We start from the raw sequence: 21,138 nt of genomic DNA, 5'->3' as shown, positions 1-21,138 counted from the left end.
GTACTATACCCCTACTTTCCGTGATATACTTATAACAAGTTGTTTTTTCTTAAGGACCCACTGCCATGGGTCTTTTTATTTTGTTTCACATCACTCCAAGCCCATTTTTTTATTGGCTCATAAGTGATGTAAAGCAACCATGAACCACCTGTGATTGAAAATCCGAATATAGCTAATGCTGTTAAATCTTCCATTATGCTGACACCCCCTTCTCTAACCAATTAAAGAATGCATCCCTTGGAACTACTTTTTTTCTCCCTAGTTTCACTAAAGGGAAACCCTTTTGATCCATAATCTCGTAAGCTGTTCTTTTCGCTACTCCTAATATTTCTTCTAGGTGTGTCACGTTTAACATAATTGGATAATCCTTTGTACTATCATTAGTGACTGGAATGCTATCTAGCTTTTCTACAGTTGTTTGCCTTTCATCTTCTTTATTGAAACGAAGTAACTCAATCGCCTCCCAAAATTCTTCATCGCTCCATCCTTTTTGAGCTGAAAACTTTGTGACTGCTAACGCTATTTGAACTGTTGAATTTTTCATGATTCTTCATCCTCTCTTTTTATGTCGTCAATTTGACGAATATCATTCAAAAAAATTTCTTCAATAGTTACCCCTAGGCTTTCCGCTAATTTTGGAATTTTATCAGCGTTTAGTTTGCGCTGACCATTTTCAATATAAGAGATAGCCGAAGAACCGCTAAAACCAAGCATTCTTGCTAATTCCCCCTGAGTTATTTTCTTTTTTTTACGTATATCACGTATTCTCATGCCTATAGACAAATGTTTCACCTCCAAGTCGTCATTTTGACGATTTGTTATTTTTATTATATGTCGTCATTTTGAAGAAGTAAACATGTTTTTTGTCATTTTGTTATATTTTTTTTATCAATTTGATAAAAAACAGTGTAAAGTCGTCAGAAAGTATATATACTGTAATTAACAACAATTCGAATGTAATGTAAAACACACATAGAAATTTTTTTATAAAGGGGAATAAATTTATGACTCTAGGAGAAAGATTGAGAGCCTGCCGTGAAAAAAGCGGCTACACACAAACGTATATAACTGAAAAACTAGAAATACACCGTGGGACTCTATCTAGTTACGAATCCGGGAGACGAAAACCAGACTATGATACTTTATCTAAACTAGCTGATATTTATAAAGTATCTGTAGATTTTCTACTAGGAAGATCCACTGATGAAAGATTAACTGCAGAACAAGATAAACAAGCAACAGCAATGGGGAAAAAGATTGAACAACTAATCTCTAAACTATCAGAAGAAGAACAGAAAAAAGCTTGGGAACAGTTAGAAATGTATGTACAGTATCAACAAAACAAAGAACAAAAATAAAAAAGCTAACCTCTATGGTTAGTCTTTTTTATTTTTAAACACATCGTCTAGTAAATGTTTTAATTGCTCCTCAGTATTAGGAGTATTTCCCTCTAATAACAACTTAACTGCTGCTTCTTTTGCTACTTGCTCTTTTACCATTGTAATTTCCCCCTACACCCTCTGTATATTTTGTTTGTAATTTAATATTTTTTTAGAATTTCACTTTATAGCAGATTATAATAACCATTAAATTCTTTATAAGAATAATAATTGGAAAAAAATAGGTGTCGATTTTTTATCACTTAGCTAAAAACCAACATTCCCCAAAAAGTACGAAAGGACGCTGCGATGTACGCAACGTCCCTTTTTTATTATTTATATTTTTAATATTAATGTCCACCCGGTTCAACCATCATATATTGCACTTGATTTTCAACTGGTTGTTCTTTAATTTCCTTAGTTGTTGCTCCAACATTTACTGATAGAGTGAACGCACTCATAATACATAAAATTGCCATACTTAATTTTTTCATCCTCATCCCACTCTCTCTTCTGTTCTAGCTAATATACGCTTTACAGCATTAGCATAATGATAATTTCCAACACGTTCAAAACGCTTCAAAGCTTCTCTTAATCCCAGTATATCATTGTTAATTCTGGAAATATAGTACATTATGAACGGAGATACAAATTTTCGTTCTTTGGCTAGTTCTTCAAACATTTTTAAAGCTTTTTCTTTATCACCATATAAACCTTCATAATAAGCTATTTCAGATGTATCAATAGATGTAAAGTCTATTTTGTCGAGATTGAACCCGTTATCAATATAAAGAAAGGCTAGTGTGGATTGAAACGATTTATACTTTCTACCATTTTTAGAAATGCCATTGTCTTCTAAATACTTTAGACTTTCTAACAAGTACTTTTCAGCCTTAAGTACGTCTGTAAATAAAAAACTCTCACCAAGGCAACATAATGCTGTTGCTTTTATAACTGGCACTTCGATATCAGAATTCAATATTTCTTCACACTTCTTTCGGCAAACCGCCACATCTTCATTAAAAAGATTAATATAAGCAATTCGATCATTATAATGCATCTCTAGACAAGATTTTATGAATCCTTTGTTTATCTCGTTAAGGTTTTTTTCTACTTTATCAGTATAAGGAAGCATTGCTCTATAATTAAAAATATCATACATTGAAAAACTGTAGAGCATATTAACTAAAACTTGAATTTCTGAATCACTAGAAAAAGATATTTCATCCATTTCGTCGATCATTAACTGTCCACGTTTTTTATTTTGATTTCTAAGGTTATATAATTCATAAATTTTAAAGTATTTTATTAACTTTTTATTTTTTTGATGCTTCTCTATCAATTTGTCTATAACCTCGTATTCACCAATTCCTTGGCAATAGCATAGAGCTTTACGAATATTTAAATCTCCCCTACACAACATGATGAACTCGTTTAAAATACTTTTTCTTTCTTCCGTATCCTCAAAAAGAATCGAAACTACTGGTAAAAATTTATCAAATTTCATTTCTGATGTTTTACCACTTACTGCATCCGTTATAACAACTCGATCTACTCCAGTTTTTCGTTCAATATCCGGAAATGTTAATTCTCTTCTATCAGCTTGTTTTTTAATACGATTCATCAACTTCTTCATTTTTGCTCCTCCTATTTGGAACAAAGACGCTTCGCTTTTTCTCAAATTAAACAATAGGAAAATCATACCATAGTAATGATTTAGTATTATCGGCATGTTATAATGTAAGTGTTACTCGTGTAGTAACCGAAAAGAGACTTATGGCAGATGTTCCCCCTCGTGAGTCGGGCGAACGGTGTAAGAGTGGGCCAAATCACTCTTACACACGCTGTGAGTCTTTTTTTCGTTCCGCTTATTTCATTATCATAATAACACAAATTTCCCAAAATTCGGTCATGCAATTATCAGACAAGTGTTGAGAAAGTTAAAAAACCGTTCTACAACAATGTTTCTCGTATTCAACGGAACAGAATATGCAATTCTACATATTTTCATTTTAAGAATCCATATGAATATTTTACCACTAACCAGCAAAAATAGGAACATAAGTTCTTGTTTTTATTCATTTTTATATCATTCAACAATCACAACATGTAATAATGATTGTTTCACAATCATATATAGTATGTTGAATGCTTAAAGACTATACTCGAATTATGAAAGCGTTAGAAGTATTTGGTCAAAATTTAAAGAAGCTTAGAAAATCTAGAGATTTAACACAAGAACAGCTCGGTGAACAACTAAACCTCAGTCGCAATCAGATAAATAATTATGAGAATGCAATGTTTGAGCCGAGCATGGAAACACTTCTTCAAATCAGCTCCTTTTTTGATGTATCGTTAGACCTACTATGTAATGGGTATAGCAATACAAACGACAAGATGTTACGCAATACTCTCGAAGAAGTTCAACAAACGTATGCGGCGTTAGATGAACCTCGAAGAGAGCGTTTCTGCAAACAACTCGTATTTTATTCTAAAGTCTTAGCCGAGACTGACGAGTTGTTATGATTTGATTGTAGAAGAAATGTTTTCCAATTTCAAATTGTAAAATATTCATTTTTTTACAATTTGAGAAAGAGAGCTATTTAGCTCTCTTTTTTTATTTGTTCTTTCGACAAAATATGACAGAATAGTTGTAACTGTTTCTGTTATGATGTTCTAGAAATCTTACATTTTACATAACTGGAGAGATTATAATGAAAAGAACAACTGAATTTGTATTAGGTCTTATTGGTGGTATTTTTGGTATTATTTGCGCATTTATCGCTTTAATGATCGGTGGGATGGGTGCTGCCTTTGAAGCTGAAGGAGCAAATACGATCATCGGATTAGGTTGGGGTGCTGTAGGCCTATCAACCTTAGGAATCGTTGGTTCTGTTATGGTAAAAAATAAAGCGAAAGTTGGCGGCATTATGATGACTGTTGCTGCTATCGGTGGATTTATTTGTATATCTGCATTTTACTTATTACCAGGAATATTATTGTTAATCGGTGGATTAATGGGTATCTTCCGTAAAGACAAAGCTGCTGTATCAGCTTAATTACACATTATGTTAAATAAAAATAGAGGGCGAAGCTCTCTTTTTTTGTATATTCAAAATATCTTGTACTCAAATACTGGAAATTTTGATACTATTTTATTATTAAAATCTAATATATAAGGGGAGAAATACGGGTGGAAGTTGAAAAGAAATCAAAGGTTTGGGAGTATATCGGATGGGGGAGCTTCATTTTAGTCGGTTCTTTCTTATTTTTTTGTGCTTTGATACTAGTATTTGGTGATCCGAAAACTAAATACCAAGCTCAAGAGGTTACAACTGAAGGGCAAAAAGTTAAAGATGCTGAAAAAGATACTAAAAAGGAATATTCGATTGGCGAGACTATTAAAATGGGTGATCACAGATTGACTGTAACTGATGTGAAAAAATCTTCTGGTGGAGAATACGATAAACCAAAACAAGGCTATGAATACGTATTGGTAGCAGTAAATATCTATAATGGCGGTAAAGACGATATCTCATACAATCCGTTTGATTTTGAAATGAGGAATAGTCAAGGTAATATCACCAGAGCCGTACCGTCGATAATTAACCAAAATACACAATTAAGCGCTGGTCAACTTGCACCAAATGGACAAGTAGCAGGAACTGTTGTATTTGAACAACCTATAGGGGAGAAATTAAAATTACAATTCACGCCTAATTTCTGGAGTAAGAAAAAGATTATCATTAATCTTTAAAATAAAAAAGCACAAGGAAAGGGAATCCCATGTGCAATAATAACTTAGGTAATTCCACAATAACATGAAAGCCCCCATATTTAGGGCTTTTCTTTTTGGTTAAAATACTGATTTTGTATAAAAAAATAAGCCCACAAATTAAGTGGACCTAGAAGTATGGATACATATATTTTAACATAAAGACACTTAAATGAATTTATTTAAGTGTCTTTATGTTAAAATATAATAAATTATTTAAATAATACATTAATAATATGTGAAGATAGTCTATTTATTTTATAATTTTTTACCTTTATATTATTTTAAATTTTTAAAATTTTAAAAGTTTCGTATAACCTTAAAATATCTGGTTAACATTATAATCGTAACTACAAAACTAAAAAGGAGTGTATTTTAATGTCAATTGAAATCACAGATCATGTTGTAAATTATTTAGCTCAAAATTTTGTTGGCAGAGAAGTATTTGAACATGACAAAGAAATAGATAAACATAAAAATGCTCTTGGTATTGGTGATCGAACTAACGCTTCTGGAGACGCTAAAATAACTGCCGCTTCAGATCATAATGGAAAAATAGAAAAAGAAAAAATGTTTAGTGGTTATGGTTATCAAGCAGAATTGAATGTATCATATAGATACGAGAGTCATACAAGTTCAGAAAAATATTCAATCCCTGGGGGCGCATTAATCGATCATCCTTGGGGTAATCTACATCCTTCTGGAGAAATAGAATTTCATATTCATGCTGGTGAGGATAGTAACTGGAAAGTTGAAATATCTCGTATGACTTTTGATACTGGTGATGACAGACCAAACTCATTTATTAGGGATTATGTCGCTGTTAAGTTCCGTGATGTTATGGAAGAACTTCTAAAAGAAGCGGTAAGCAGCTCACCGAATCCTTAACTAAGCCAGCTAAACTTGTTTTGCAAGAAGAAATCAGGCTAAATAATATTGTAATAAAAAAGACGCTCACTGAGTGTCTTTTTCCTTTTTCTAATACTGGAATTATTTGTGATATTCGAATACTATTGATTCAAGGAGGTATGGATAATGAAAGGATATTTTAGAAAACGTGGTGAAAAGTGGTCATTTACAATTGATATTGGACGTGATCCTCTTACTGGAAAAAGGAAACAAAAAACAGCATCAGGCTTTAAAACAAAGAAAGAAGCCGAACGTGCATGCAATGAGCTTATCCACCAATTTAACACTGGAAGTCTAGTTGATGATAAGAATTTCACTCTTAGTGAGTATTTACAAGAATGGCTAGAAAACACAGCGAAGCAAAGAGTAAGGGAAACTACATTCACCAATTATAAAAGAGCTGTAAATAGTCGAATTATACCTGTGCTTGGTTCGCACAAATTAAAGGATCTAAAGCCCTTACACGGACAACGATTTGTTAAATCCTTAATTGATGAAGGGTTGTCACCTGCATATATTGAATATATTTTCATTGTTTTAAAAGGATCATTAGAAGATGCTGTTAGATGGGAACTTCTGTTTAAAAACCCATTTCAACATGTGGAAATACCTCGACCACGAAAAGTGGTCAATGCTACGTGGTCAATTGAAGAAACAAAAAAATTCTTAAATCGTACAAAGTTTGAAAATGTAATCTATTATCATCTTTTCTTATTAGCATTAAATACAGGTATGAGACGTGGCGAAATACTTGGTCTGAAGTGGAAGAATTTCGATTTGAATGAAGGTAAAATAAGCGTTACAGAAACACTTATTTATGATGAAAATGGATTTAGATTCACGGAACCCAAAACACACGGGTCAAAACGTTTAATTTCTATCGATCAAAACTTATGTAAAGAATTTAAGTCTTATAAAGCTAAACAAAATGAGTTCAAATTATTATTTGGGCAGTCATACGAGGATAATGATTTAGTTTTTGCTAAAGAAACTGGACAGCCAATATTACCACGAACTATGACGACTACTTTTAATCAATTTATAAAAAAAGCCGATGTACCTCAAATTAGGTTTCACGACTTACGACATACACATGCAACAATTTTATTGAAGCTGGGTATTAATCCGAAAATCGTAAGTGAGCGTTTGGGACACAGTTCAATTAAGACCACATTAGACACTTACAGTCATGTTACTATAGATATGCAAGAAAGTGCTGTTTTAAAGCTAAGTGAGGCGTTAAAATCATAAAAAAATTGTTGATGTGGTCAGAATGTGGTCAAACCCATCAACAATCTTATTAAAACCCCTTTATTTCAGCGTTAATTTAACCACGTTCTCAACATGAGCTGTATGTGGGAACATATCAACTGGTTGTACATATTCCACTTCATAACTCTTCATTAATGCTTGTACATCACGTGCTAATGAAGAAGGATTACAAGATACGTAAACAACTTGTTTTGGTTTCACTTTTAAAATTGTTTCCAGTAATTTATCATCGCAACCTGTACGAGGTGGATCGACAACAATTACATCTGGACGCCATCCTTCTTTTACCCATTTCGGTAACCATTGTTCAGCTTTACCTGCTTCATATTTCGTATTTGTAAATCCGTGACGCTTCGCATTTTTTCTTGCATCTTCAATCGCTTCTGGAATTACATCCATACCACGTACTTCCGCTGCATCATTTGCAAGCCAAAGACCGATTGTACCAACACCACAATACGCATCTACAATTTTCTCATCGCCTGTTAAAGCAGCTGCTTTTTTCGCTTCATCGTATAAAACAACTGTTTGTTCTGGATTTAACTGGAAGAATGCACGTGCTGATAATTCAAATGATAAATCACCTAGTGTTTCTTGAATTACTTCTTTTCCAGCTAATTTAAATGTTTTATCACCGAAAATAACAGATGTTTTACGCCAGTTTACGTTTTGCATAATTGATTTAACAGCTGGCATCTGTTTTTGTACTTCTGCGATAAATTGATCTTTATTTGGTAATTCTTCTTTTGTTGTAATAAGTGTAACTTGTACTTCCCCTGTTTGAACTGCAGTACGTGTCACAATTGTGCGTACTAAACCTTTTTGTTTTTTCTCATTGTAAATAGAAACATTTAATTTTTCTAATATACGTCTTACAACTTTTGTCGCTTCATTCGTTGCTTTATGTTGAATCATACAGTGAGCAATATCAATTAACTGATGTGAGTTTTGCTTATACAGCCCTGTAATAACCTTTTCGTCTTTACGTCCCACTTGTAATTGACTCTTATTACGATAATGCCATGGGTTTTCCATACCAAGCGTTGGACGAATTTTTTCTTCCAAACTGTTGTTCATATACTTCTCGAATGCTTGTACAACGATATCACGCTTTTGATTTAATTGTTCTTTATAATCTAAATGTTGCAGCTGACAACCGCCACACTCTTCATATACCGGACATGGTGCTTTCACACGATGTGGTGAAGCTTTACGAACTTTTTTCACTTTCGCTTCAGCGAAGCCACGCTGAATTTTCGTTGTTTCAGCAACAACTTCTTCTCCTGGTAATGCCCCTGGAATGAAAACAACTTGTCTCTTAAAATAACCAACGCCTTCTCCGTTAATCCCAAGACGTTTAATTGTCACAGGAAACGTTTGACCAACTTCCAACTTACTCTCATGTTGCTTTTGTATCATTATTACACCTCTACTCTATACTTTTCCATAAATATAACGCTGCATAACTGCAGTATGGTTCACACTCTTGTTTCACTTTTTCTAAAAATGCATCATCAGGTTTATCATCTAATTGAAATACACCTTGCACTGCACGCTGAATCCCAATGTCCGCTTTCGGAAACATATTTTTCCGTCCAAGCCCAAACATTAAAAAATTTTGCACTGTCCATGTACCAATCCCCCTAATTGGTAACAATTGTGCGGAAACCTCTTCATCCGCCCTGGTTTCTATACTCGCTAAATTTAATGTACCGCTGACAATACTTCGACCTAACCCTACTATATATTCAGCCTTTCGCTGACTAAACTTCTGCTCTCTCAATTCTTCTATTGAAATATTTGCTAATATTTCTGGAGTGGGGAAAAAGAATACACCGTTCTTCTCTGTTCCATACCGTTTCACAAACTGTTCTGTTAACACAGTAGCAAATTTCAAATTTATTTGTTGATGAATGATACAGCGAAGAAGACAAGCAAAATAATCAAACTCTAAAATAATTGGAGTATAAGCATATGTTTCAAATAGTGGACGTAATGATGTGTTTAAAAAATGATTTTGTATATCTTGAAACGGTTCATTCCAATGAAAAATGGCCCTCATTCGTTTCATGACTTTCTCCGGATCTCCTGCCTGACTAGAGATCCAAAACTGTGGATTTTGAACAGTACCAATCCCTTGCAAGCGAACAACAATCTGTTCCTCGTCTATACAAAGCGGGACATAAATGACTTTCTCATCTAATTGAATGACGTTAAGAGGATCAAAAGATAAACGTTTTAATACTTCTTCAAAATGATACGGATACTCTAACGTAACATGTTCGCTCCACATACGTTTCCCCATCCTTTTTACACATCATTATAGCATGAGAAAACCGCAAGCATACATGCTTACGGTTGATTGCTTTTTACTAAGTCATCTAGACTTTTAAAATGATACCCTTTCTCGCGCAAATCATCAATGATTTTCGCAAGTGCTTCTGCATTATCTTTTGATATTGCATGAAGTAATAAAACAGATCCTGGATGAATCATCGTCATTACATTATTATGTGCATATTGCCATCCTCTTTGCTCGTCCACTTTCCAATCCAAAAATGCAAGTGACCAAAATACATTATAATAGCCCATTTCTTTCGTAAGAGCCAATGTTCTTTCACTAAATACGCCGCGCGGCGGACGTACATATTTTACTTCTTTTTGCCCCGTTACTTTTTTAATCTCTTCCGTTACACTCGTTAATTCTTCACGAAGTTTCGCATCATTTACCGTTGTAAAATCAGGATGACTCCACGAATGGTTTCCAATAATATGTCCTTCATCCTTCATTCTTAATAACAAATCTTTTTGTGTTTTTATATAATGACCCGTTACAAAGAAAGTTGCCGGTACTTTTTTCTCTTTTAATACGTCTAAGATTTTCCCTGTGTATCCATTCTCGTACCCATTATCGAATGTTAAATAAATATCTTTTTTCTTTGTATCCCCTAAATAAAACCCACCATTTTTTTGTAGTAATTCTGTATATAGCTTCCCTGCATCTGGTACTGTTTCATTTTTAGGACGCGGGATTCCCCAGTTATGTGGAGTATTTGTATAAGCTAATGTTGAAACTGGAACAAGTGCCATCATAATTGAAAAAATGAGACCGATATATAACCATTTATATTTCATAAATAGTCTCCTTTCCATATATAATCGTACTTGTAGTTTCTGTTGCCGTGCATTCTTTCATGCTGAACATGTTTTTCTATATATACCAAAAAAATGCATCTCGAATGATTCGAGATGCATTTTTGTTTACTTAAATACTGGCTCTTTAAAGCTAGCTAATTTTTCAAGTGATGTTTTATCAACATCTGCATGTAAGCTATTACCATGAGAATCCATCGTTACAACCGCTTTAAATCCTTCGATACGTAAATGCCACATTGCCTCTGGAATACCAAATTGTAAGAAATCAACATCTTTCACTTCTTTAATACATTCAGCATAATATTGCGCTGCACCGCCAATTGCATTTAAATATACACCACCATGCTCTTCTAAAGCCGCTAATGTTTTCGCACCCATACCACCTTTTCCAATGACAGCACGAATACCGAATTTCTTCATAATATCGCCTTGGTACGGTTCTTCACGAATACTTGTCGTTGGACCTGCCGCTTTAATTTGCCAGTTTTCATTTTCATCTTTCACGACAACTGGACCACAGTGATAAATAACTTGTCCTTTTAAATCTACTGGACAATCGTTATCCATTAAATGCTTATGGATTGCGTCACGACCTGTATACATCATGCCATTAATTGTTACAACATCACCAACGCGAAGTTCTCGAATTTGCTCTTCTGTAATTGGTGCTTGTAATACAATCTCACGTTGCTCTGTTTTTTCTTGCGCTTCTTGCTGAAGTGTATCCTCACCTTCTTGATATAGCCAGTCCATAATTTCACCTGTTTCAGGATCGATTGTTACGCCAAGGCGGCGATATGCCCAGCAATTATACGCAACAGATACGTAGAAACTAGCGGGCAGACGATTATACACGCCAATTTTACAACCAAGTAAAGTCGTTTCTCCGCCAAATCCCATCGTACCAATGCCAAGCTTATTCGCATTTTCTAATACGTACTCTTCAAGTTTTTGTAACTCTGGTACTGGATTGACATCATCTAATGTACGGAATAATTGATTTTTTGCTAATTCGTAACCTGATGTGCGGTCTCCCCCGATACCAACACCAATTACACCTGCACTACAACCTTGACCTTGCGCTTGATATACAGCATGAAGAAGGCATTTACGAATTCCTTCTAAATCACGACCAGCGCGTCCAAGTCCTTCTAATTCACACGGTAAGCTATACTGTATATTTTTATTCTCACAGCCACCACCCTTTAGAATTAAGCGTGCATCAATATAATCTTTTTCCCATTGTTCAAACTTAATAACCGGTGTACCTGGTCCTAAATTATTTCCACTATTGTCTCCAAAAAGAGAATCAACAGAATTGGGACGAAGTTTACCATCTTTTGTCGCCCGCTCAAGCGCATTATAGATAGCTTCCTTCAACTTTAATTGATTCACACCAACTGGTGTATAAATTTTAAACGTTGGCATCCCTGTATCTTGGCAAATTGGCGAGATGTTATCATCAGCCATTTTAATATTATTCGTAATTGTGCCAAGTGCCATCGCAGAACGAGTCCCTGAATTTTCTCGTTCTTTCGCTTGTTGAATCGCACGACGAACATCTTTCGGTAAGTTCGTTGACGTTTCAACAATTAGTTGATACATGCTTTCTTGAAGCTTTTCCATTGTTACTTCCCCCTCAATTGTGAACGCTACCAAAACGTTATGAGCTGAAAATTCCATTGTTATGCTCTTCAGCTTTTTATTTGTTTCACGCTATTAAAGCATAAATGAAATTTTTCACAACTTGATTATACCTTTTTTTCTACCGTCCTTCTATTATCCATACAGAAAAAGGCTGCCAATTTTGCATTGGCAGCCTTTTTAATATATTATTCGTCTTTTTTAAATTGCTCACATTTTAATTCTAATTCATCTAACATCGCAAGAAGACGATCTACATCCTCTAACTCTACTTCTTCAGGTTCAATTGTATCAATTACTTCAATGAACATATTTAAACGTTCTTTTAAATATACTAGTTGTGAATCTTTATCTTCAATTGCTTTTCCCATGAAGGCACTCTCCTTTTAATTCGAGTTGCTTTTATTATACCGCAAAAATGATTGCTATGGGCATGAAATTTCATCAATTTTATCACAGTCATTCATTCAAATGTAAGCCCTCTCTCTTTTTTCACAAAAAAGTTTCACTTTATAAAAAGTACATATTCTTCTATTATAGAGAATGGACAAATTGTTATTTCAATAGTCAAAGGAGTATTTCATATGACGATATCACAAAAAATGAAGCCGATTACTCCTTCTTACGATCCATGGGAAGCGTATATGGACCTTGAAGAGTACGGCAAACTACTATTAACAAACGTTGAGTTTACAACGACAACGTTATGCAATATGCGTTGCGAGCATTGTGCTGTTGGTTACACATTACAGCCGAAAGATCCAAATCCGCTTCCGATGGAGCTTTTATTAAAAAGATTAGATGAGATTCCTCATTTACGTTCTTTAAGTATTACTGGCGGAGAACCAATGCTTTCAAAGAAATCCGTCGACAACTATGTAACACCACTCTTAAAATACGCCCATGAACGAGGCGTTCGCACTCAAATCAACTCAAACTTAACTATAGATTTAGCACGTTACGAACAAATTATTCCTTATCTAGACGTATTGCATATATCCCATAACTGGGGAACAATTGATGACTTCGTTGAAGGTGGATTTGCAATGATGGAACGTAAACCTACTTATGAACAACGTGCAAAACTATTTGAACGAATGATTACAAATAGTAAAGCTCTATCAGATGCAGGTGTACTCGTATCAGCTGAAACAATGTTAAACAAAAGAACTCTACCACATATTGAACATATTCATCGTCAAATTGTCGAAGAGATGGGCTGTAAACGTCATGAAGTTCACCCGATGTATCCGAGTGATTTTGCGAGCAATCTAGAGATTTTAACAAAAGCTGAAATTCGTGATGCAATTGAGCATTTACTAGAAATTCGCGATGAAAATGTATGGATGTTATTTGGAACTTTACCTTTCTACGCTTGTAGCGATGACGAGCGAGACATTGCCACATTTAAGAAATTACAAGAAAGCAAAAATGTAACAGTTCGTAACGATCCAGATGGTCGTTCTCGTTTAAACGTCAACATTTTCGATGGAAATATTATTGTAACTGATTTCGGTGACGTTCCCCTTCTAGGTAACGTACAAACAAACACACTACAAGAAGCGTATGACAAATGGAGTGCTTCAAAAACAGCACAATCATTAAGCTGTCACTGTCCTGCAGTAAAATGCCTTGGACCAAATGTTCTTGTAAAAAATAGCTACTATCCGACAGAAGATTTCTTATCAAAAACAGCAAACATAACATTTTAAAGTTGAACCAATTGCCCACAACTAGCGGGATAAATAAAAACGTCAGCTTATAAGCTGACGTTTTTTTCATATTATTGCGAGTGAGAAGATGAAATGAATTTAAAATATAAATGATCATGAATTGGAATCGCCGCTCCAATTCCTTGTGAGGTAATATTTTTCACTACAAGCCTCTTTTGATTTCCTTTTAACACAAGGTACACTTCTCCAAACGTTACTTTTCCTTTTTCATTTACTGCTGGTGTATAAGCGTATAAATATCCAAGTTGACTCGGACTAATATTATACACACGCTCATGTCCAGTACCATAACCAATGGTCGTTTTAAATGAAAGCGGCAATTGTACTTTTTCAAGTGCTTTGAGAAGCATCATTTTTTTCACATCCGCAGTATTTTTCATATCTGCTGTTAAATCACCTTCAACCGTCTTTTGCGTTTCTTGCTTATAGCGTAGCGGATATAAGCGATCCCCTCCGCGATTATCGTACACATTACGATTTACTTGTTTATATTCCCAATTAATCGATGTATCAACCGATTCATAATTTAAAGCCCATTGACCTAAATAAATCTTCGCTCGGTACCCTACCGCAAGCGGAGCATTCGAAATTGTCGTTTCATTAAACATTCGAATTAAGTCCGGATTTTCAATTTTAATATTTGCTGTTTTCAATAGTTCTTGAGCAAACTTACTCGGTTGTAAGCGCGGCAAATCTTGCGCATCATTTGGAAACGTATTGTCTTTAGAAATATTTAAAACAGATGAAGGCATTTTTGTTTCTACCGTTGTCTTTGCAAAACTCATGTTAGGAAATAATAGAATAAACGAGACCATAGTTGAAAGACATATGCTGTATACTCGTTTCACCTGTCTGGCTCCTTCCTACGTAAAGGTATATATACTACTTTGTTTATTGTTTTCTCTCAATACAATTGTTATGCCTATTTTTCATAATAAATAAAAACCAATTCCCATAATGACATACGCTGCTAATAACGTACCGCCTTCAAACCAATTTGTATCTCCATCATTTGAAATTGCAATTGTTAAGAAAACAGCTGTAATCATAGAAACAAGTTCTGGTATTGTAAATACTAAAGGCATCCTTTGCGTGAATAACATAGAAAGCAGTACTAATACAGGAGCAACAAACATGGCAATTTGTAACGTAGAACCGACTGCAATTTCAACTGCAATATTTACTTTATTTTTATACGCCATAATAATTGCAGATGCATGTTCCGCTGCATTCCCAACAATTGCAACGATAATAACTCCTATAAATAACTCTGACCAACCAAATGACTTTGCAACTGTCTCAAATGTATGCACGAGCGCCTCTGACACATACGCTACCGCAATTGTCGCTATTGCTAAAATGAGTAGTGCTTTACCTTTCGACCACTCTGGTTCTTCCTCATGAGCGACTTCATCACTTTTATGCTGATATACACCACGATGCGTAACTAACTTAAATAGCAATGCAGCAAGGTACATAATAATCATAATAATAGACACACCGATACTTAATTGATACGTCTTTCCAGCATCCATCTTCATTGAAAAAATCTCTGGAATAACAAAAGCTACTACTACAGCAAAGATTAATAAAGCTGAATTATGCCTTGCATCATACACATTAAAACTTTGTCTTTTGTATTTAAGCCCTCCTATAAAGAAGGATAGCCCTCCTACTAATAATAAATTTCCAAGTACAGAACCCGTTAATGAGGCTAACACCACTTCAATTAATCCCGCCTGAAGTGCAAAAATGGAAATGATCAGTTCAACAGCATTACCGAAAGTAGCATTTAATAATCCGCCTATTCTAGGTCCAGAGACAATTGCCAAACTTTCTGTCGCTCTGCCCATAAAGCCTGCTAATGCGATAATCGTAATACAATACACAGCGAACATAATTGTTTGAGGCCAATGAAGCGTTTTTCCAAGTACAGAAAGTGGTACCCCGATTAGCGCTACTATAAGAAATATTTTATTAAACATGCTTTTCATCCTTCCATCGTATGTATTTCTCCTCGATATTATTATTATTCTTCTCCTAACTTGTCCGATTTCATCACAATTACGTTTAAAAAATCGGATTGAAGAAAACAGTATAAAAGATATTCAAATTATCTTGTTTAAACGGAGAAAACAATAAATTATGAACAGGGGTTAAAAGCATGCATTTAAAAGAAAAAATTGAAACTATTATTTGTGGTCAACGAACTGGTGTATTATCTACTGTACGTGAAAATAAACCTCATAGCGCCTTTATGATGTTTTTCCACGAAGATTTTGTGTTATATGTTGCAACAGATCGGAAATCAAAAAAGATAACAGACATTGAAAACAATCCAAATGTCCATGTACTACTTGGACGAGAAGGAAAAAAATTAGATGAAGATTATATTGAAGTTGAAGGCTTAGCTTCCATCGAGGAAGACTCCACATTAAAAAACAAGTTTTGGAATAATAGCTTAAAACGCTGGTTACTTGGTCCTGAAGACCCTAATTACGTATTAATAAAAATCAATCCTGACACAATTTATTACATCGATGGTGCTGGTACGACGGAGCCCGAGTTTTTACGACTATAAAACAAAACAAGCCCCCTTTAGGTGGGCTTGTTTTGTCGAAAAGTTCTTCTAAAAAAAACAATAAAATAGGTGGAACTTTCTAAAGATTCTGTTATATAATAGCAGTAACTTAAATAAACTGTATTAAAACAGATTGAGGGGAGAAATAAAATTGATGAAAAGAGAAGAACGCAAAAACATGATTGAGTTTATTGAAAAGAAAAAAGGGATTGAGCGTGATGAATTATTGTTTATGACAGACGATGAAGTAGAACATATTTATAATGTAACGTACTTTTTCTATGAGGAAATTGCAGAGTAGTATAATAGTCCCCACCTTATTAGCAACATAAGGTGGGGATTATTTCGTTATTTATTCCGCTATTTACGGGGCGGTAAAATCCCACTGATTAAAGTTTCATTTTATACGTGAGAATGGTTTTCATGTATAATAATGTAAGATTGGAGGAATTTTACTATGAGTTCATGGCTCTTATTCGCACTATTATCAGCAATTGCTGCTGCCCTTGTATCTATTTTTGGAAAGATTGGTTTAGATGGAATCGATGCCAATGTTGCAACAACGGTTCGTTCTATTATTATGGCATTATTTATGGTGGGCGTTATTATTATCCAAGGTAAATTTCAAAATATCGGCGATGTACTGCTAAATAAAAAAGCACTGCTCTTTATCACATTAAGTGGGGTTGCAGGTGCTTCGTCATGGCTATTTTATTTTCTTGCCCTCAAAACAGGGAAAGTTTCACAAGTGGCTCCTGTCGATAAATTAAGCGTCGTATTTTCTATCATTCTCGCGATGATTATACTCGGTGAAAAGTTAAACTTTATGACTGGCGTTGGTGTAGTCTTTATTACAGCTGGTGTATTATTTATTGCTTTCAGCTAAAAAAACCGCTATTAGCGGTTTTTCTTTTTCTTTATATAAAACCATACAATACATGTAACAACTACTGAAATGCATAAAATCCATATTCCGTAATGATGTAGACTATACTCAACGAAACGCCACTTCTCTCCTAACTTCCAGCCAAGTCCAATAAAAACACTTATCCAAATAAGCGCACCACCGTAAGCGTACAAACAAAAACGCCAAAGTGTTAAATTCGACATCCCAGCAAAATAGGCTGTTAAATGACGTACTCCCGGGATAAAGTAACCAATCATTAAAAGAAAGGGGCCATACTTTTCAAATAAAATATGCGTTTTTTCAATGTGATGTTCTTTAATTCTAATCTTCGGTCCATATTTTTTTAAAACAGGGAGTCCAAGTTTTAAACCTAATATGTAGCTTAATGTAATACCTAACATCGCACCAGCCATCCCGCTTAAAAAAGCAGCAGTTCCTGACATAACTCCTTTAGAAACATTATAACCAACGAAAGTCAATAAAAACTCGTCTGGTATCGGTAATCCAACAATTCCACCGGCCAACGCTATAATAATTCCAAAATACCCATAATGCGCGATTAACTCGCCAATATGTTGTTCCATTCGGAAAACACATCCTATGCACGATCGTTATTCCACATTGTGCCCTTTCTATCTTCCAGACAAACATGGTATACATATTCACTATACATTGTTTTTATAATGAACTCTACTTCTATCCATTCCTTTAGCAGGAAGAAAGTGAACCATTAATTGTGCGCCGAACTCCCTCCTACTTCCCTTATATTCACCGATTTTTGAAGCGCTAGTCTTACTACCCACAAATGGCGGGATTAAAAAATAAAAATTCATATGCTTGTTTTTTTGTTACAATAAAGGAAAGTTACTTTTCGCAACGGTTTAACTCTCAGGAAAAATGATATATCCAGCAAAAACATAGTTTGGTCGATATAATGCAACTTCTACCTATTAAAAGAACATACACCCTTTACATACAACATCATTTTTCTAAATTATACAGGGGGAACGAACATGACCATTGAAAATCAATTTATCCAAAAGGTTTACTATAAAACATTTTTAACAGAAGAAACTTCTACTCCAGTATCAGAAGTACTCGGTGAAGCATATATAAATGAATCCACAAATGAATTCTCCAACATTTCTAATATCCGCTTTGCTCAAGGTGAATTTTATTACCAAAATAAAGACTTTGAAGCAGCGATATTTAAATGGGAGAAAGTAAATAACGAACTTGCACTTTGGGCAACCAAAAATATTGCAGATTCTTATTTTGAACTAGGATTCTTGCCAAAAGCAGAAGAAATTTATCAATCTATTCAAACGGAAGATACAGCTCTTACAATGGAAGTTTCCTTACAACTTCTTTCTCTTTACATCGAACAAGATCGTTTAGGTCTAGCATTTAAGACGATTAGTGAGGCTGTTGCATTTCAACCTGACTATCCAAATATTACTGCAATCGCTCGCTCATTCTATGAAAAACAAAAAGATTGGAATAATGCTATCGAGCTTGCCGTTCAAGAAGGAATTCGAACAAAATCGTTACACTGGTTCGATACTTTAATCAATTATGTGAATCAAGGATTCACGAAACAAATCAAACCAGAATATTTCTATGAATCTTTAAAAGCTTTATATGCCATTGATCAAGTCCAATTTAAAGAACTTGTTATTGCGCTTTGGAACAGCTATCAAAATGAAAACTTGCATCTACCTTGGGTTCAAACAATAAATCATTTATTCTTACATATTGAAACAGACAACAATGACGATTGGCATGAAATTGTTGAACGCTATCAAAATACGTACTTTGAGTTAATTACTGGTGAGCATTTCATGCATGAAATGCAGGGACTTGTACCAGATTTATTAACAAATTGGTTTAGTTTAACGAAAGCAAAAGATGCCCTATTTGTCTCTGCTGCAGTGTTAGCATGGAATGAAGTTTCACCTACAACTTTAGAGTCATTACTCGTAAAAAGTGCTGGAGCCCTACTTTCTAATTCAACAGCTGAAACAAATGTAAATATGGAAACAGTTTCTCATTTATTCGAAACGATTGCTGTATGGGCTGAAAAAAATGATGTGGATTTAAGTCATCAATTTACGTTACTCGTTCACGAACTGTGTGATTTAAATGTTACACAATTACTAATAGCGGGAACTAGTGACCATGATAAATCATCATTCATCAATTCAATATTAGGAGAGAACATCTTAACTAAGACCTTAACAACTCCTATTCTATTTAAAGATGATAGCCAAACTGAAATAACAGAATTCACTGCGCTAGATGTACACAATATACCGAACTTTGATGAATTCCATCAAATAATGGCTACATCTTCCCAGTCAGAACTTGAGAAAAAATGTATAGAAATTAAGTTACCGAGTAGATTTTTAAGAAAAAATAAGTTTGCATTTCTTGTTACACCATCCATTCAAGGGCAAGTGGATAAAAACAGCTCATATTTTGAATACTTACAAGCAGCAGATAGCCTTATTTACGTATTAAATTCTGCTTCACCATTACATGGTGAAGAACTTGATACATTACTTTATTTACGGGAACAAGTGCCAAATTTACAAATTCATTTCGTATTACACACAAATAATACGACCAATAATGAAAAACTAATGAGTAAGATTAAAGTCCATTTCCCAAATGCACAGTTCTTCCCATACTCTCCTTCACAAGAGAGTAGCCAACAACTTGGGGACGTGACAGAGTCTATTCTTTCTAATTTGGCAGAACGTAACATGGAACAAGAACGTATAGAAAAACTAATATGGTTTACTCAAAAGACAATCGCATACCTTGTAAATGAACGTGTGGAGTTAGAAAATACATTAGTGAAATCAGTACGCTGGAATAAACATATCTCAGTTAAATTAAATGGATTTATTAACAACCTTACTGCTCTTGAAAAAGATAAAATTCGTTCTATTACAGAATCTTATCTTTTAACGAAAGAAGAAATCACACGAGATATCCATTCTCAAATCCCTGAATTATTACAGAGTTGTTCTGACCTTGTTCAAGAAGATAGCGACTTCAAATTAGTTCATGAAGAATTAAATACTGCGATGAACGAACGAGTTCAAAAACATGTACAACAAGTGCTTCTTCCTAAATTTACTGGTTCTATTCAAGAGTGGATTGAAACAGCTCATAATGAATTTATTCAAGCTCAATCTTATTTAGATGAAATGAGTGAAACGTTTAATAAATTATATAAAGAAGAACGCATGAAACTTCCTTGCGATTTCAAATTACTAGATGATTGGCATCGAGATGTTGTACGTATGACAAATCGAATTACAGTATCGAACATCAATATTTTATTACGCTTTACACCGACACAATTTTTCTTAAAGAGTGCGGGAAAACTATTTGGTAACATGCAAAAAAATCAATCTATGCTCGCAAACAAATATAAACAATACATTGAAACGGAAGATTATACGGAAATTGCTCAAACAATCTCAAAACAATTCTTCCTTCAATTTGAAGTATTTGAAGGCGCATTAGAACGAGATATCATGATGTTCTTTAAAGATCCACTTAGCATACTGAAACAAAATGTAGAATCAGCTCAACTTGAAATACAGGAAGACGAGCAAACATTAGCAACGTTAAGAAGCAACCCAGAAACTTATCACGATCCGTTAGCATTCTTTAAACTGCAACTATTGCAGCACAAATTCGTTTTAAGTACGAACAAAAACAATGAAAACATCTATGAATTTAATGAGTCTCCTACGATTTAACATAAA

General features: G+C 34.4%; 25 protein-coding genes. 11 read left to right on the top strand and 14 right to left on the bottom strand.

What is annotated here, in order from left to right; genetic code table 11:
* Positions 1–29: 29 nt before the first annotated feature.
* The 3 genes from NHG49_RS02445 to NHG49_RS02435 are packed head-to-tail and all read right to left on the bottom strand — an operon-like array spanning position 30 to position 792.
* A complete protein-coding gene (locus tag NHG49_RS02445; protein ID WP_258125489.1) occupies positions 30–194 on the bottom strand; it encodes a hypothetical protein in 165 nt (54 codons plus the stop codon).
* Positions 194–544: a helix-turn-helix domain-containing protein gene (locus NHG49_RS02440; RefSeq protein WP_258125488.1), complete on the bottom strand. Its 351-nt coding sequence runs from the start codon at positions 542–544 to the stop codon at positions 194–196. The genes NHG49_RS02445 and NHG49_RS02440 overlap by 1 nt, the downstream gene beginning before the upstream one ends.
* Positions 541–792 carry a helix-turn-helix domain-containing protein gene (locus NHG49_RS02435; protein ID WP_254915237.1) on the bottom strand — a complete coding sequence of 84 codons (252 nt, stop codon included), beginning with the start codon at positions 790–792 and terminating at the stop codon, positions 541–543. Before NHG49_RS02435 ends, NHG49_RS02440 begins: the two co-directional genes overlap by 4 nt.
* Positions 793–1,004: 212 nt before the next feature.
* On the opposite strand from NHG49_RS02435, the gene NHG49_RS02430 reads away from it, so the two are divergent.
* Positions 1,005–1,358: a helix-turn-helix domain-containing protein gene (locus tag NHG49_RS02430; RefSeq protein WP_000172107.1), complete on the top strand. Its 354-nt coding sequence runs from the start codon at positions 1,005–1,007 to the stop codon at positions 1,356–1,358.
* Positions 1,359–1,376: 18 nt separating this feature from the next.
* Here the strand turns inward: NHG49_RS02430 and NHG49_RS02425 are convergent, their stop codons facing one another.
* The 3 genes from NHG49_RS02425 to NHG49_RS02415 all read right to left on the bottom strand — a co-directional run bounded on the left by NHG49_RS02425 (position 1,377) and on the right by NHG49_RS02415 (position 3,015).
* Positions 1,377–1,499, bottom strand: a complete 123-nt coding sequence (locus NHG49_RS02425; protein WP_000237931.1) for a hypothetical protein — start codon at positions 1,497–1,499, stop codon at positions 1,377–1,379.
* A 230-nt stretch (positions 1,500–1,729) separates the two neighbouring features.
* Positions 1,730–1,879, bottom strand: a complete 150-nt coding sequence (locus tag NHG49_RS02420; protein ID WP_258126895.1) for a hypothetical protein — start codon at positions 1,877–1,879, stop codon at positions 1,730–1,732.
* Positions 1,876–3,015 carry an AimR family lysis-lysogeny pheromone receptor gene (locus NHG49_RS02415; protein ID WP_258125487.1) on the bottom strand — a complete coding sequence of 380 codons (1,140 nt, stop codon included), beginning with the start codon at positions 3,013–3,015 and terminating at the stop codon, positions 1,876–1,878. The genes NHG49_RS02420 and NHG49_RS02415 overlap by 4 nt, the downstream gene beginning before the upstream one ends.
* A 536-nt stretch (positions 3,016–3,551) precedes the next feature.
* On the opposite strand from NHG49_RS02415, the gene NHG49_RS02410 reads away from it, so the two are divergent.
* The 5 genes from NHG49_RS02410 to NHG49_RS02390 all read left to right on the top strand — a co-directional run bounded on the left by NHG49_RS02410 (position 3,552) and on the right by NHG49_RS02390 (position 7,314).
* A complete protein-coding gene (locus NHG49_RS02410) occupies positions 3,552–3,905 on the top strand; it encodes a helix-turn-helix domain-containing protein (protein WP_258126818.1) in 354 nt (117 codons plus the stop codon).
* A gap of 188 nt (positions 3,906–4,093) precedes the next feature.
* On the top strand, positions 4,094–4,438 hold the full coding sequence (locus tag NHG49_RS02405) for a DUF4064 domain-containing protein (RefSeq protein WP_258125486.1): 345 nt from the start codon (positions 4,094–4,096) through the stop codon (positions 4,436–4,438).
* A gap of 134 nt (positions 4,439–4,572) precedes the next feature.
* Complete coding sequence (locus tag NHG49_RS02400) at positions 4,573–5,136, top strand: DUF4352 domain-containing protein (protein WP_258125485.1); 564 nt, start codon at positions 4,573–4,575, stop codon at positions 5,134–5,136.
* Between the two features lie 396 nt (positions 5,137–5,532).
* Positions 5,533–6,042, top strand: coding sequence for a hypothetical protein (locus NHG49_RS02395; RefSeq protein WP_258125484.1), 510 nt, complete (start codon positions 5,533–5,535; stop codon positions 6,040–6,042).
* A gap of 147 nt (positions 6,043–6,189) precedes the next feature.
* Positions 6,190–7,314 carry a site-specific integrase gene (locus NHG49_RS02390; RefSeq protein WP_258125483.1) on the top strand — a complete coding sequence of 375 codons (1,125 nt, stop codon included), beginning with the start codon at positions 6,190–6,192 and terminating at the stop codon, positions 7,312–7,314.
* Between the two features lie 60 nt (positions 7,315–7,374).
* Here NHG49_RS02390 and rlmD read toward each other — a convergent pair whose 3' ends face one another.
* The 5 genes from rlmD to NHG49_RS02365 form a co-directional block, all read right to left on the bottom strand.
* Positions 7,375–8,754 (bottom strand): 23S rRNA (uracil(1939)-C(5))-methyltransferase RlmD, encoded by a 1,380-nt coding sequence (gene rlmD, locus NHG49_RS02385; RefSeq protein WP_097907602.1) that lies wholly within the window; start codon positions 8,752–8,754, stop codon positions 7,375–7,377.
* 10 nt (positions 8,755–8,764) lie between these two features.
* Positions 8,765–9,628: a DNA-3-methyladenine glycosylase family protein gene (locus NHG49_RS02380; RefSeq protein WP_149173994.1), complete on the bottom strand. Its 864-nt coding sequence runs from the start codon at positions 9,626–9,628 to the stop codon at positions 8,765–8,767.
* 59 nt (positions 9,629–9,687) lie between these two features.
* Positions 9,688–10,470, bottom strand: a complete 783-nt coding sequence (pdaA, locus tag NHG49_RS02375) for a delta-lactam-biosynthetic de-N-acetylase (RefSeq protein WP_064477249.1) — start codon at positions 10,468–10,470, stop codon at positions 9,688–9,690.
* Positions 10,471–10,596: 126 nt separating this feature from the next.
* A complete protein-coding gene (gene fumA / locus NHG49_RS02370) occupies positions 10,597–12,117 on the bottom strand; it encodes a class I fumarate hydratase (protein ID WP_088046941.1) in 1,521 nt (506 codons plus the stop codon).
* A 206-nt stretch (positions 12,118–12,323) separates the two neighbouring features.
* Entirely contained in the window at positions 12,324–12,506 is a 183-nt protein-coding gene (locus NHG49_RS02365; protein ID WP_000513547.1) for an SE1561 family protein, read from the bottom strand.
* A gap of 213 nt (positions 12,507–12,719) precedes the next feature.
* Here NHG49_RS02365 and yfkAB point away from each other — a divergent pair, with 213 nt between their 5' ends.
* Positions 12,720–13,847 (top strand): radical SAM/CxCxxxxC motif protein YfkAB, encoded by a 1,128-nt coding sequence (gene yfkAB / locus NHG49_RS02360; protein ID WP_000156029.1) that lies wholly within the window; start codon positions 12,720–12,722, stop codon positions 13,845–13,847.
* A 71-nt stretch (positions 13,848–13,918) separates the two neighbouring features.
* Here yfkAB and NHG49_RS02355 read toward each other — a convergent pair whose 3' ends face one another.
* Both NHG49_RS02355 and cax read right to left on the bottom strand, forming a co-directional pair.
* Positions 13,919–14,716 carry a YfkD famly protein gene (locus tag NHG49_RS02355; RefSeq protein ID WP_033662157.1) on the bottom strand — a complete coding sequence of 266 codons (798 nt, stop codon included), beginning with the start codon at positions 14,714–14,716 and terminating at the stop codon, positions 13,919–13,921.
* Between the two features lie 81 nt (positions 14,717–14,797).
* Positions 14,798–15,853, bottom strand: a complete 1,056-nt coding sequence (gene cax, locus NHG49_RS02350; RefSeq protein ID WP_064477247.1) for a calcium/proton exchanger — start codon at positions 15,851–15,853, stop codon at positions 14,798–14,800.
* Positions 15,854–16,032: 179 nt separating this feature from the next.
* On the opposite strand from cax, the gene NHG49_RS02345 reads away from it, so the two are divergent.
* The 3 genes from NHG49_RS02345 (at position 16,033) to NHG49_RS02335 (ending at position 17,335) form a co-directional block, all read left to right on the top strand.
* Entirely contained in the window at positions 16,033–16,449 is a 417-nt protein-coding gene (locus tag NHG49_RS02345; RefSeq protein WP_048559739.1) for a pyridoxamine 5'-phosphate oxidase family protein, read from the top strand.
* A 154-nt stretch (positions 16,450–16,603) separates the two neighbouring features.
* The gene (locus NHG49_RS02340) at positions 16,604–16,750 is read left to right on the top strand and encodes a BH0509 family protein (RefSeq protein WP_064477246.1); all 147 of its coding nucleotides are present in this window, start codon (positions 16,604–16,606) and stop codon (positions 16,748–16,750) included.
* 156 nt (positions 16,751–16,906) lie between these two features.
* Positions 16,907–17,335 (top strand): EamA family transporter, encoded by a 429-nt coding sequence (locus NHG49_RS02335; protein WP_000100307.1) that lies wholly within the window; start codon positions 16,907–16,909, stop codon positions 17,333–17,335.
* Positions 17,336–17,346: 11 nt separating this feature from the next.
* On the opposite strand, the gene NHG49_RS02330 is transcribed toward NHG49_RS02335, so the two are convergent.
* A complete protein-coding gene (locus NHG49_RS02330; protein WP_048559737.1) occupies positions 17,347–17,940 on the bottom strand; it encodes a DedA family protein in 594 nt (197 codons plus the stop codon).
* 429 nt (positions 17,941–18,369) lie between these two features.
* Here NHG49_RS02330 and NHG49_RS02325 point away from each other — a divergent pair, with 429 nt between their 5' ends.
* Positions 18,370–21,132, top strand: a complete 2,763-nt coding sequence (locus tag NHG49_RS02325) for a tetratricopeptide repeat protein (RefSeq protein WP_064477245.1) — start codon at positions 18,370–18,372, stop codon at positions 21,130–21,132.
* The last annotated feature ends 6 nt before the right edge of the window (positions 21,133–21,138 follow it).

This window comes from Bacillus sp. IBL03825, assembly GCF_024712505.1.
Taxonomy (GTDB): domain Bacteria; phylum Bacillota; class Bacilli; order Bacillales; family Bacillaceae_G; genus Bacillus_A; species Bacillus_A wiedmannii.
This window is presented reverse-complemented; position numbering and strand designations above follow the sequence as displayed.